At 47.0% G+C, this 12,732-nt stretch carries 10 protein-coding genes; 2 read left to right on the top strand and 8 right to left on the bottom strand.

What is annotated here, in order from left to right; genetic code table 11:
• Positions 1-340: 340 nt before the first annotated feature.
• Complete coding sequence (gene hisIE, locus QT974_RS10925; RefSeq protein WP_333468509.1) at positions 341-991, bottom strand: bifunctional phosphoribosyl-AMP cyclohydrolase/phosphoribosyl-ATP diphosphatase HisIE; 651 nt, start codon at positions 989-991, stop codon at positions 341-343.
• Between the two features lie 327 nt (positions 992-1,318).
• Between hisIE and hemL the strand changes: the two genes are divergently transcribed.
• Positions 1,319-2,617: a glutamate-1-semialdehyde 2,1-aminomutase gene (hemL, locus tag QT974_RS10920; RefSeq protein WP_333468508.1), complete on the top strand. Its 1,299-nt coding sequence runs from the start codon at positions 1,319-1,321 to the stop codon at positions 2,615-2,617.
• Positions 2,618-2,880: 263 nt separating this feature from the next.
• Here the strand turns inward: hemL and QT974_RS10915 are convergent, their stop codons facing one another.
• From QT974_RS10915 to QT974_RS10885, 7 genes are all read right to left on the bottom strand, one after another.
• Entirely contained in the window at positions 2,881-3,921 is a 1,041-nt protein-coding gene (locus QT974_RS10915; RefSeq protein ID WP_333468507.1) for a tetratricopeptide repeat protein, read from the bottom strand.
• 461 nt (positions 3,922-4,382) lie between these two features.
• Positions 4,383-5,159: a carbon dioxide-concentrating mechanism protein CcmK gene (locus tag QT974_RS10910; protein WP_333468506.1), complete on the bottom strand. Its 777-nt coding sequence runs from the start codon at positions 5,157-5,159 to the stop codon at positions 4,383-4,385.
• A gap of 726 nt (positions 5,160-5,885) precedes the next feature.
• Positions 5,886-6,575: a carbon dioxide concentrating mechanism protein gene (locus QT974_RS10905; RefSeq protein WP_333468505.1), complete on the bottom strand. Its 690-nt coding sequence runs from the start codon at positions 6,573-6,575 to the stop codon at positions 5,886-5,888.
• A gap of 313 nt (positions 6,576-6,888) precedes the next feature.
• On the bottom strand, positions 6,889-8,529 hold the full coding sequence (locus QT974_RS10900; RefSeq protein ID WP_333468504.1) for a ribulose bisphosphate carboxylase small subunit: 1,641 nt from the start codon (positions 8,527-8,529) through the stop codon (positions 6,889-6,891).
• Between the two features lie 235 nt (positions 8,530-8,764).
• A complete protein-coding gene (locus QT974_RS10895; protein ID WP_293133525.1) occupies positions 8,765-9,070 on the bottom strand; it encodes a EutN/CcmL family microcompartment protein in 306 nt (101 codons plus the stop codon).
• Positions 9,071-9,368: 298 nt separating this feature from the next.
• Entirely contained in the window at positions 9,369-9,710 is a 342-nt protein-coding gene (locus QT974_RS10890) for a carbon dioxide-concentrating mechanism protein CcmK (protein ID WP_293250788.1), read from the bottom strand.
• 109 nt (positions 9,711-9,819) lie between these two features.
• Positions 9,820-10,131: a carbon dioxide-concentrating mechanism protein CcmK gene (locus QT974_RS10885; RefSeq protein WP_006635059.1), complete on the bottom strand. Its 312-nt coding sequence runs from the start codon at positions 10,129-10,131 to the stop codon at positions 9,820-9,822.
• A gap of 623 nt (positions 10,132-10,754) precedes the next feature.
• Here QT974_RS10885 and QT974_RS10880 point away from each other — a divergent pair.
• Positions 10,755-12,629 carry an NAD(P)H-quinone oxidoreductase subunit F gene (locus tag QT974_RS10880; RefSeq protein WP_333468503.1) on the top strand — a complete coding sequence of 625 codons (1,875 nt, stop codon included), beginning with the start codon at positions 10,755-10,757 and terminating at the stop codon, positions 12,627-12,629.
• The last annotated feature ends 103 nt before the right edge of the window (positions 12,630-12,732 follow it).

Below are 12,732 nucleotides of genomic sequence, written 5' to 3'. Positions count from 1 at the left end.
GCCCAAATGCTACGCCCCTACATATACATTTTGATTTTTGCAAGATATCTAATCTTATTGGGCTATGGGCAATTCATGAATTACCGATAGCCCCATACGCGCTTGTTAGCGATAGTGTCATTGCGAGGAACGAAGCAATCGCAGGAGCTATTTTTCACTCTCGTTTTAACTTCCCCAATGTCCGATCGCAAGCCTATTAGCTGCTAACCTCGAAAGGTGGATAATTTTTAGTTGGTTTGGCTTTGGGTGTCGTGTCTGTTATCTTAGTTTTGCAGGTTCTCGATCGAATGTTGAAGAAGAGGACTGAAGTCCTCACTACGAACCTATAATCAATTATTGACTATTTTCTGCGATCGCCCAATTTGCGGTAAACCGCCCTCAAATCAACCTGATGGTGAGCCAAAGCAACCAAAGCGTGATAAAATAAGTCCGCAACTTCCCCGGCGATTCCGTCTTTGTCGTCATCTTTGCAAGCCATCACAACTTCCGCCGACTCTTCGCCAATCTTCTTGAGAATCTTGTTATCGCCGCCCTCGAACAACTTGCTAGTATAAGAAGTTTCGCGAGGATTGTCGCGTCGATCGCAAATTACGTCAAACAATTGAGATAACATATCCCCCGGCGGCGCCACAATTTCCCCATCAACTTGGTGAAAACAACTTCTTTCTCCCGTGTGACAAGCAATATCTCCCACTTGTTCGACAGTCACCAACAAAGCATCGCTATCGCAGTCGTAGCGCAGCCCTTTGACATTTTGAACGTGTCCCGAAGTCGCCCCTTTGTTCCAAAATTCGGCGCGCGATCGACTCCAGAACCAAGTTTGACCGGTTTCGAGGGTTTTTTGCAGCGACTCGCGATTCATCCACGCCATCATCAACACTGTACCGTCTAAGTAATCTTGGACGATCGCAGGTACTAAACCGCGATCGTCATAACGGATCTTTTCAATTGGGATCGATCGGCTCAAACTAGACACATCATTAACAGACATAATTTTATTGCAGCTTTTCATATAAATTAACGCTTTCGTGTCGGATATTTTTTTTTATTAACCGCAGAGAGCGCAGAGGACACAGAGAGAAGAGAGAAGATTAGGCAAGTGATGGGCAAATTGTCAATAACTATTTTACAAATTATTACAATTGAGAGCTAGGAGTGCTAGCGCGACAAATCCTAAAAAACCCAAGCTAGTATTGCTACTGATTGGTTTGTATCCTAAAATCTACTACTATAGTTTCCTTGAATCGGCTTAGCCTTTAACCAGAAGTCGCTATATTAAGTATCCTACCAACAACAGACCTTCACTAAGGAGAAAACATTGGTTTCTACAACCTTGAAAACCACCAAATCAGAAGAAATATTCGCCGCCGCCCAGAAATTGATGCCCGGTGGGGTTAGTTCCCCCGTCCGCGCCTTCAAATCCGTAGGCGGACAGCCCATCGTCTTTGATAGGGTAAACGGAGCCTACATTTGGGATGTTGACAGCAACCAATACATTGACTATGTAGGTACTTGGGGCCCAGCTATCTGCGGCCACGCCCACCCCGAAGTCATCAAAGCCCTCCACGAATCCTTAGAAAAAGGTACAAGTTTCGGCGCACCCTCGCTGTTGGAAAATGTCCTCGCCGAAATGGTGATTGATGCCGTTCCCAGCATTGAAATGGTACGATTTGTCAATTCCGGTACCGAAGCTTGTATGGCCGTTTTGCGGCTGATGCGAGCCTTCACCGGACGCGACAAACTGATTAAATTTGAAGGCTGCTATCACGGACACGCCGATATGTTCCTGGTAAAAGCAGGTTCCGGCGTGGCAACTTTGGGTCTTCCAGACTCTCCGGGCGTGCCAAAATCTGTCACCGCGCACACCCTCAACGCTCCGTACAATGATTTAGAAGCAGTCAAAGCTTTATTTGCCGAACATCCGGGCGAAATCGCAGGCGTGATGCTAGAACCTGTTGTAGGAAATGCCGGTTTTATTGTACCGGATGCAGGTTTTCTCGAAGGTTTGCGGGAAATCACCAAAGATAATGGTGCTTTGTTAGTTTTTGACGAAGTAATGACTGGTTTCCGCATCGCCTACGGCGGAGCTCAGGAAAAATTTGGTGTCACCCCAGATTTGACAACCTTGGGTAAAGTTATCGGCGGCGGTTTGCCCGTGGGTGCTTACGGCGGACGGCGCGATATTATGGGGATGGTGGCTCCTGCAGGCCCGATGTATCAAGCTGGTACGCTTTCGGGAAATCCTTTGGCGATGACTGCTGGGATTAAAACTTTGGAATTGCTGCAAAAACCCGGCACTTACGAACAGTTGGACAGGATTACTAAAAAACTGTCCGAGGGATTGCTGAAAATTGGTAAGGAAGCGGGACACGCTGTTTGTGGCGGCCAAATTAGCGGGATGTTTGGCTTATTTTTTGCCGCGGGCCCGGTTCACAATTACGACGATGCGAAGAAGTCGGATGTGACAAAGTTCGCGCGTTTTCACCGCGGAATGTTGGAACACGGTATTTATCTGGCTCCTTCTCAGTTTGAGGCTGGGTTCACTTCTTTGGCCCATACTGACGAAGATGTCGATCGAACTTTAGCAGCCGCGCGCGAAGTGATGGCCAGTATTTAAGGTTCGATCGTTCGGGCTTTAGCCCGCATTCATCAAGGAATAAAGTCCGAACGATCGAACCAATTGTATTTAAGGTTCGATCGTTCGGGCTTTAGCCCGCATTCATCAAGGACTCGCATTCCGAACGATCGAACCAATTGTATTTAAGGTTTGATCGTTCGGAATGCGAGTCCTCTGATTTTATGAGGACTCGCATTCCGAACGATCGAACCAATTTGATTGCAATGTTCGATCGGGCAGATAGCTTATGGCTACCGATTTATTTACTCATTGAGAAATTCACCTTCACAGATTATCGAGTCTCTGTTCTCCAAATCTTCTTGATTCCAAATCGCATTTAATGCTGCTGAACTTAAGGAAGTTGACATCGTATTTAATGTGGTGTTGTAGTATTCTACAGCATTATTAAGTTCCATCTGTGGGGCTTCTTTGAAATAGGAATTGATATCAGGCGTGCAGCGCTGGGCCTGGTAGTATAAATAAGCTTCAGCATTAATGCACATTACGTGGTAAAAATCTCTATTTGCTGTCGCAATATCTCCCATTTTGTACAGCGCTAAACCTCGGTTGAGATAAGCTTTAACGTAGTTAGGATCGAGTTGCACTGCTTTATTAAAGTCTTCAATTGCTAGCTGCATTTGTTTTAATTTATAGCGAACGCAACCTCTGTTATAATAGGCATACACATTGTTTGGGTCAATGCCGAGTGCTGTGTTGTAATCGGCGATCGCCTGCGTGTTGTCTCCTAATTGGTGGTAAGAGAGACCGCGATTTATGTAAGCTTTGATATATCTGGGATTCAACCGCAGCGTTTCGTTAAAGTTCTCGGTGGCTGACTCTTTTTCTCCCAAAAGATAGAAAGCGCGCCCTCGGTTGTAATAGGTTTTATAATTTTGGGAATTGATAGAGAGAGCTCGATTGTAGTCTTCTATTGCTTCTTCGTAATGTCCTAAATTAGCAAGTACCAGTCCCCGGTTGTTATAGATAGCGTGACTGTCAGGCTTGCTTGCTAAAGCGCAGTTGAGATCGTCAATGGCTTTGTCGTTTTCTCCCAGATGGCGCCAAGCATTACCTCGATTCAAGTACGCCTCGAACAAATTAGGATTGATGTCTAGTGCTTGGCTGAGGTCGGCGATCGCCTTTTGGTAGTCTTTCATGTAATAGTAAACCAAGCCGCGATTGTTATAGGCTTTGGCATCGGCGGGATTGACTTGCAATATCTGATCGAAGTCCTCAAGTGCTGCTTCGTAGTTTCCTTTTTTTGCACTGTGCAAACCGCGTTTGTAAAAATGCTTGATGTTCATAGGTCAACTTTCAGGATTTTTTAATTCTCGATTGATTCCTTTGCACTCAGTGTTGAGTTTGACAGCGGTTAATTTGTTCAAACAGCATTCACCTGCACCAATAGTAACTCTTTACTGATTCTAGGAAATCTACCGGAAACAGGATTTTAGGTTTATTTTAACAGCAGTTAAATCTTGTTGAAAGAGCCTGCTCCTCGGCTGAACTTACTTCCTGAGTTTGATTGTTTACCCGATCGACTTTGGCTCGAAAGTCGAGTTTTCGTTGGTGCTTTGCATCTCTCGATCCCGAGGCGATCGGCTCTGGCGCCAAATTCAGCTTGGCGCAACTACGAGGGCACAAATCGCTGCACGTACTTAGCAGCAGTAAAATTTATATCTTGATTGTCCAACTTCCTCTCAGTATTTCCCGCAACAAGTCCCTACAAACTTTGATTGCGCAATTCCCGATTCCCGATTACTAATTACCGATTGATTTCCTCTTCCACATAAACTCTCAATTTTTCCAAATCTGGAAGTTCGATCAATTCTTTTTCCTTTTCCTGAACAGAGATAGGCATCATCACAGGTGTGCGCTGTTCTATCCAGCAACTCGCCAGCGGCAAAGTTTGTTCCAAATCTTCCAAAGGCCTGGGAATGACCATGACGGCGTTCAACTCGCCAATGCGCTCAGCTTCGTACATCCCGGCTTCTACGGCTACTGCGACATCTGCGACTGCGCCGCGAATAATTGCCGTACACAAACCGGCACCAATTTTCTCGTAGGCGGCTAAGTGTACGTCGGCGGATTTGAGCATAGCATCGCAAGCGCCGACCATTGCCGGAAATCCCCGCGTTTCGAGCAAACCGATCGCCTGATTGCTCAGTCGAGAAAAACTGCCGCTTTCCGACAGTTGAGTTAGGCGAAAGCCGATCGGCAAAACCACTTCCAAATTAGCCAAAGGCCTAGCAATCACCAACTTAGAAACAAACTGTCCGAATTGTTCGGCTGTCTGAGCTCCTGCTTCCACAGCCAACCGCACGTCGGAAATGCGCCCGCGGACGATCGCGGTACAGTGACCGGAACCAATTTTTTCGTATCCTACTAAAATCACCCCTGCGGACTTCAGCATCATGTCAGCAGTCCCGACAATTGCTGGAAAACTCTTAGTAGATACCAAACCCAAAGCAGTGTCTTTGAAATATTCCTGATGCTGCGATCGCCCTGACTGACTGCTGTTACTATCTATTTGTCCGTCCATCTTCTATTACCCTTAGAAACTTCCAAAAATAAAATTTTGTTGATACTTTTAGTGTCTCAGATGAGAAGACAGACTGCACGAGCTGCAAGATACATATTTATGCTGCAAGACCTTAAAAATTGCTGAGCTACCAATAATATAATATTACCTATTTATATTTTTTGATTCTGCCTTCAGCATAGCTGCCTTTTGCACAAATGACCACGCCCCAAAATTAATACCAGCCTAGGACGCTCAGTAAGGGTCGATCCCAAAAATTTAGCTTGATAGGCCCGAATCCCCAGCCCATAATCTTTGATTTGGGGTGGGATGAAAGACGCGCTCCTGTGAGGAGCGACCCTCCCAGCGATAGCGATGTTGAGCGTAGCCAACTAGCTATGGAGGGTGGCGACGAGACGAGCATTCATTGCAATAACTGCGGTAAAATACTCATATCTTGGATCAAAGAATAACAATCTGGGTCTAAGTCAAAAAGTTTTCATGTGACAAGTGGGGCTGGACGTGTTCCTCACTATAAAATGCTGTGGAGGGAAACGATAGGAGTACCTCGAAGGAAGCTCTTGATATCCTTTGCGGGACTCTAGGGAAGCCCACACTATACCGATCGAAGGTTAGTGTTGGGAGTACGTCACAATAAAGTTTAACATCTGTGATTCATCTGTAGAATAAATCTAAAATCCTTCGACTCAGCGAAGTCAAAGTCTCAAATCTCAAATCGACTGAGCTCTATCCGGAGCCGCCCGAGAGTGTTTGACCGTTTTCCTGCGATCGATTAAAAGCTTGTCGGTGCGGAAACAGCGTCCCCAGCAACTGATTGATGTGAGCTTGGCCGTAGAGAATCGTTGGGACTTCTGCTGGTTGCGGAGGCGGATTGGCCGCGGTTTCTGCTGGCGGTTCTGGGGCTGTCTCCGGCGGTATCGGAGGCTGTGTTTGGGCGGGTTCTGGCGGAGCATCCTCGATCGGGCGATCGGCGGTTGGCTCGGCGGTTGGCTCAACTGCTGGTGAAGCGGTTTCGGGGTTTAGGAGTGCTGCTGTCGCTGCTGCGGTTGGTTCTGCTGCGACTTGGCGGCTGGTATCTCCGATCAGAGAACCTGCTGCCAAAATTTGCATTGGGTCGATACAAGGATTAATCAGCGTCGTTCCCGCCCCAATACAGGCATTTGCGCCGATCGTCCCGGCACCTACCACCAAAACTCCTGCACCCAGAATCACCCCCGCTGCGATTTCCAGAGTACCTTCGCGGGCGTGAAGGATAACTCCCATACCAATACAAGCACCGGGGGCGATCGAGATCCGGCTACCGGGATCTGCTTGCAGGATTACTCCAGGGGCGATCGCCGCACCTTCATTCACAACTACATCGCCACTCATCAAAATCTGAGAGTTGCTACTTAATTGCAGTGGCGATAAATACATTGAACTTTACCTTGAAATTAGCTATGATTTTTGATAAAACGACTTTAATTTATCGCTTTTTAGAATGATTATTTTAACTCTATCAATCAATCTAATAAACGATTATTTACTAATAATGAAAAGCTCGATTTAGACTTACACATGACCAGAAAGAATTGGTTAAAAGCCAGAACCATTTTAAGGAGAACTTAAAATCCGACTATTCATTACTCCAATCCCCTTCCTTCTTTTGCCAACTGTCACAGGTCAACTGATTCTCCCGCTGGCCCAACGCGAGCACTTAACGGGAGAAAGCAGCTAATTACCTGACAAATTATGGTCGTTGGATAATCTCTTCGAGTACGCGGCGCTTAGCTTTGGAGTCGATACCGAGCAAGCGAACATAATCGCCACTGTGTTCTGTCATACAGCCTTCGAGAGCCGAAATTACTTCGGATTCGCGGGTAGATGAAATCGGCGCGCAACTGCTCCAAGAACCTGTGCGGAAACGGCGCGCGTCGGCGTGTTCCGTGCCAATTTTGTAGCCTTGGGAGAGCAGGTTGCGGATTTGGTCGATCGTCTTACCAGTCAACTTTCCGCTACCAGCCGAACCTGTCGTCGTGGCTTTGAATGACGATGTTCCGGCTGGCTTAGCCGATTGAGCAACCGGGCCGTCGGGACGTTGAATAATTTCTTCAACCACACGGCGCTTAGCTTTGGGATCAATGCCGATCAAGCGCACGTATTCGCCCGCATATTCGTTCATCACAGCTTCCAAAGCGCCGATCGCCTCAGATTCGTTTCTCACGGCGAGCGAAGCGCCGCTTTGCCAAGAACCAGTGCGGAAGCGGCGCGCGTCGGCGTGTTCCGTCCCCACCTTGTAGCCTTGAGCTAGCAAGCCGCGAATCTGAGCCACTGTGGCGTCGCTCAATTTGCCGTTTGACACGGAACCTTGTGCAACTTTACCGTTACCGTTAGATTGGTAAGGCTTGGCGCCGTTAGAACCGTTAGAACCGTTAGAACCGTTAGAGCCGTTGTCTCCTGGTCTTTGGACGATTTCTTCGAGTACGCGGCGCTTGGCTTTGGTATCAATCCCGATCAAGCGGACGTATTCTCCTTGGTGGTCAGCCATACAGGCCGACAAAGCTGCGATTACTTCAGAGTCGCGGGTTGAAGAAATTGGGCCGCAAGTGCGCCAAGAACCTGTACGGAAGCGGCGGGCGTCGGCGTGTTCTGCTCCTACGCTGTATCCTTGGGCTAGCAAATTGCGGATGCTATCGGCAAGAGTTGAACTCAATTGGGTGCCGGCCTGGGTAGAATATTTGATTTGAGTCATATTGGAGTTTTTAGATTGCTCGTTGCGAATTGGTGCTAGACAGGCGATGTTGTCAGCGCAGCGATAACCCGCTCTCAGAGCGTCATTGATGCCGATGACGTGGGTCGCAAATTTAACATCTGAATCTTGAACGTCAGGGAGGCGATCGGCTTGCTGCTGATTAGTGATGATGGCTCCCGAAGGTATGTACTTACCGGGGGGAATCTCCACATCTTGAATTAATACGTGCATCATGACAATGCAGCCCTTTCCTACTCTGGCATTGAATACCGTAGAGCGAAAGCCGATAAAGCAATCGTCGCCCACGTATGCCGGGCCGTGAATTAAACTCATGTGGGTGAGGGAAGTATTTTTCCCGACCCAAACGGAATAGGAGTTGTTGTCGTCGCCTGTGACTCGGCCTTGTTCTAGGCCGTGAATCACTACTCCGTCTTGAATATTGCTTCCTTGTCCGATATAAAACGGAGTGCCTTCATCGGCGCGGATAGATGTCCCGGGGGCAATCATCACATTTGAACCGATCTGCACATCCCCAATAATGTTAGAAAAGGAATGTACGTAGGCGGTGTCGTGAATTTTGGGCTCAGCCAAGTTTTTCGACCAAGGCGTCGGGGGAGCCGCAACGTTGCGGACTGCCATAAATTAAGTTCTCCTAAAACTGAAAATTTTTTTTAGTTGTTAGTTGTTAGTTGTTAGTTGTTAGTTGTTAGTTGTTAGTTGTTAGCTGTTAGCTGTTCACTGTTAGCTGTTAGCTGTTAGCTGTTCACTGTTCACTGTTCACTGTCAACTGTCAACTGCTTTCCTATCAACTGCTTTCGGAGTCAACTGTCAACTGTCAACTGTCAACTGTCAACTGTCAACTGTCAACTGTCAACTAGCGGTACGGGTCGTCTTTTTTACTGTAAATGAGGCGATTTTCTACATTGACAGTATCTATAATGCCTACTACTAGAGCATCGATCGGACGATTTTCGCTACCGGGCGCGATCCGGGCTGCGCTGCCGCGGGTCACTAAAACCCATTCATCTATACCAGCACCCACACAGTCAGCGGCTACTTCATAGCCAGGAACTGGCGAACCTTCCTCATTGATGAATTGCAGGAGTAGAAATTTCGATCCTCTCAGCGTCGGCTCTTTTTGGGTACTGACAACTGTGCCGAGAACTTTGGCCATTTGCATTTTAGGTAATAGGTAATAGGTAATTGGTAATCGTCATTTTTACACCGTCACTTGTCTTTTTTAAATTAGCTTTATTCAGTCTCCTGTCTTCATTTTAGAGTTTTTCGTCTAGTAACTAATGACTAATGACTAATGACTAATGACTAATGACTAATGACTCGTGACTGATGACTAATAACCAATATCCCATGACTACCTCAATTAAAAATTAAAAATATTAAATCAAAAACATCGCGATTTTTAATTTTTAATTTTTAATTTTTAATTACCAAACGCCCCTAACAGCCTCGGGCTTGTATTAAGATCTGTTGAGAGGGCGAATGCCGCTCACGCCTTCGCGGAACTGTTCTACAGCTTCGGTGTAGCGAATGGGTAGCACGTATTCCAAGTTTTCGTGAGGGCGGGCGATAATGTGGGTGGACATGACTTGTCCGCCGTTAACGCGCTTCACTGACTCTACTCCAGCGGCGACGGAAGCTTGCACTTCCGAGACATCTCCTCTTACAATGACAGTAACGCGAGCGCTACCGATTTTTTCGTAACCTACCAAGGTGACGCGGGCTGCTTTGACCATCGCGTCAGCGGCTTCTACTACTGCGGGGAAGCCCATTGTTTCGATCATGCCAACTGCAATTGCCATTGGTTTTACTCCTAAATTGAATATTTGCAGAACTAAACTGTTATTTTTTGACGATCGCGCTGCGTTTCGTCAAACTTTTCGTCAAACGAATTTTCAGCGCGCTAAGAACTTAGTAGCCTCGGAACTGCTCTACTGCTTCTGTATAACGAATCGGCAGAACGTATTCTAGGTTTTCGTGGGGGCGAGCGATGATGTGGGTAGAGACGACTTCTCCGCCGTTCACCCGCTTGACGGATTCCACTCCTGCTGCGACTGAGGCTTGGACTTCCGACACGTTGCCGCGCACAATTACGGTGACGCGAGCGCTGCCGATTTTTTCATAGCCCACGAGGGTAACGCGAGCAGCTTTGACCATAGCGTCGGCAGCTTCCACAACAGCGGGAAAACCTTTTGTCTCAATCATTCCCACGGCAATTGACATTTTTGAATCTCCAAGTTGAGGATTAGCGGAATTACCGTAACAAATCTTTGAGAAATCTAAAAATTTGGACGGGGAGGCCCACATTATTTAGGAATGCAGTGTAAAGCTTCCTATCCTTATAGAATAGGGGAAGCTGTCCACCTTGACAATATAAACTAACATCATAATGTTTAATAACAAAAATTAAAATTTTTTATGTTACTTCAAATAATTTAATATTTATTTAATTATCTTAATATATAGAGGAGTAGATGCGGGCGGCGAACGGGCGCTCAAGTGAGTACAAATACCTGTAAACTAGAGTTCGGTGCGTGAAAGCTGGGGCAATCGGTTTCATGAAAATTGGAGATTTCCAAGGGGGGATCGCGGGTAAACCGACAAAAAAGACAGTCTTGGCCAAGATGCGGGCTTTTTTTTTTGAGTGCCGACCCCCAGCAGCCGGTAACTTGGTATTCAGAGAATACTAAGTTTTGATACTTTAATGTATAGTGAGTTTTGGGTGCAAATTATTTTGCCAAAACTATACGATCAGGTTTAGTCAAATTTCTAGGGTGTGGCGCGATCGCCCGGAACTGCTTTTGTATAAAGGCAGCCAGTAATTTCAAGTTTAAGGGATAAATTAAATGACGGAATTTCTCCTCCAAGTCTGTTGGTGGGTACCTTTATATGGCTTAATAGGCGCCATTCTAACTTTGCCGTGGTCTACGGGAACAGTTCGCACAACAGGGCCCAGACCAGCAGCTTACTTCAATTTACTGATGAGTGTGTTGGCTTTCATCCACGGATCGGTGATTTTTACAGCAACTTGGGATCGACCGCCCCAACAGTTGCTCGTGCACTGGGTGCAAGCAGCAGATTTAGATTTGTCTTTCGCCATAGAAATCTCCACGACCAGCGTTGGAGCAATGGAGCTAGTGACAGTTCTGAGTTTGCTAGCACAAGTTTACGCTCTTGGCTACATGGAAAAAGACTGGGCGCTAGCTCGATTTTTTGGGCTGCTAGGTTTTTTTGAAGCGGCAATTAGCGGGATTGCGATTAGCGACTCGCTGCTTCTGACTTACGGTTTGCTGGAAGTGCTGACACTCTCAACTTATTTGCTAGTCGGGTTTTGGTACGCTCAACCGCTGGTAGTGACGGCGGCGAGAGATGCGTTTTTAACCAAGCGCGTAGGAGACGTACCGCTGCTGATGGGAGTAGTAACGCTTTCAACTTTAGCCGGAAGTTTAAATTTTTCGGATTTAGAAGAATGGGCGGAAACTGCAACTTTATCTCCTTTAGTGGCGACTCTTTTAGGCTTGGCTTTAATTGCCGCCCCTACAGCCAAGTGCGCTCAATTTCCGTTTCACTTGTGGCTCGACGAAGCGATGGAAGGGCCCAACCCGGCTTCGATTATGCGGAATACGGTAGTTGTGGGTGGTGGGGCTTATGTTTTGATTAAACTTCAGCCTGTTTTAGCGCTGTCCCCGATAACTGGTTTGGTGCTGGTGGTGTTGGGTGCGGTGACGGCTGTTGGTGCTTCCTTGGTGGCGATCGCCCAAATCGACATCAAAAGAGCACTATCGCATTCTACCAGCGCTTCTATGGGTTTAGTATTTATCGCGGTGGGGCAGAACCACTCTGACATTGCTTTGCTGTTGCTGTTCGCGCACTCGATCGCCAAAGCACTATTATTCATGAGCATAGGGTCAGTAATTGTCACAACCAACACTCAAGATTTAACAGAAATGGGTGGGTTGTGGTCAAAGATGCCCGCCACGACAATGGCTTATTTAGTCGGCGCTGCGGGGATGGTAGCGCTATTGCCGATGGGCAACTTTTGGGTAATGCGACGGTGGCTGAACGGTTTTTGGACAGTGCCATTGTGGTTGGTAGTGGTGCTGCTGTTAGTTAACGGTTTGACTGCGCTCAATTTAACTCGCGTATTCGCCTTAGTATTTGTCGGAAAACCGCAACCCAAAACTCGCAGAGCTCCGGAAGTTGGTTGGCCGATGGCTTTGCCGATGGTAATTTTGACGGTGATTGGGCTGTTAGTGCCTTGGACGTTGCAGCGGTGGCAACTGTTAATTAGTTGGACTGGGCCTTGGGCAGAAACTGGGGATTTTGATAGTTTAAATTTGCTGTTGAAGACTCTGGATACTCCGCTGTTGGTGTTATCTGGCTTGATTGGGGTTGCGGTTGGTGTGGCGATTTATTGGTACGACGTTTTACCTAGACCGGTACGGTTGCCGTTTCCAGCGGTGCAGGATTTGTTTGCTTACGACTTTTATATCGATCGAGTTTACCGCTTAACCGTCGTTTGGGCGGTGGCTTCTATTGCCAAAGTCAGCGCTTGGACTGACAAGTATGTAGTAGATGGGGTAGTAAATTTGTTCGGTTTTGCCACAATTTTCAGCGGTGAAGGTTTGAAGTACAGCGGCACAGGTCAATCTCAGTTTTATGTATTGACAATTGCGGGCGGAGTGGCTGCGTTGTTGGGGCTGATTATTTGGCAATTCTAAACCGCAGATGTTGGCGGATGAATTTATTCGGGGTTTGTCTGTTTTGTCTCTAATTTTCTGGGATTTTCAACCGCAGATATCAGCGGATGAACGCGGATGAACG

This window comes from Microcoleus sp. BM001215392 (genome assembly GCF_036700185.1).
Classification (GTDB): Bacteria; Cyanobacteriota; Cyanobacteriia; order Cyanobacteriales; family Microcoleaceae; genus Microcoleus.
This window is presented reverse-complemented; position numbering and strand designations above follow the sequence as displayed.

Bases quoted from the DNA above. Each gene is read 5' to 3' on its own strand.
- QT974_RS10885 (WP_006635059.1), bottom strand. From the start codon at position 10,131: ATGTCAATTGCCGTGGGAATGATTGAGACAAAAGGTTTTCCCGCTGTT.
- QT974_RS10915 (WP_333468507.1), bottom strand. From the start codon at position 3,921: ATGAACATCAAGCATTTTTACAAACGCGGTTTGCACAGTGCAAAAAAA.
- hisIE (WP_333468509.1), bottom strand. From the start codon at position 991: ATGTCTGTTAATGATGTGTCTAGTTTGAGCCGATCGATCCCAATTGAA.
- QT974_RS10895 (WP_293133525.1), bottom strand. From the start codon at position 9,070: ATGCAAATGGCCAAAGTTCTCGGCACAGTTGTCAGTACCCAAAAAGAG.
- QT974_RS10880 (WP_333468503.1), top strand. From the start codon at position 10,755: ATGACGGAATTTCTCCTCCAAGTCTGTTGGTGGGTACCTTTATATGGC.
- QT974_RS10905 (WP_333468505.1), bottom strand. From the start codon at position 6,575: ATGTATTTATCGCCACTGCAATTAAGTAGCAACTCTCAGATTTTGATG.
- QT974_RS10890 (WP_293250788.1), bottom strand. From the start codon at position 9,710: ATGGCAATTGCAGTTGGCATGATCGAAACAATGGGCTTCCCCGCAGTA.
- QT974_RS10910 (WP_333468506.1), bottom strand. From the start codon at position 5,159: ATGGACGGACAAATAGATAGTAACAGCAGTCAGTCAGGGCGATCGCAG.
- QT974_RS10900 (WP_333468504.1), bottom strand. From the start codon at position 8,529: ATGGCAGTCCGCAACGTTGCGGCTCCCCCGACGCCTTGGTCGAAAAAC.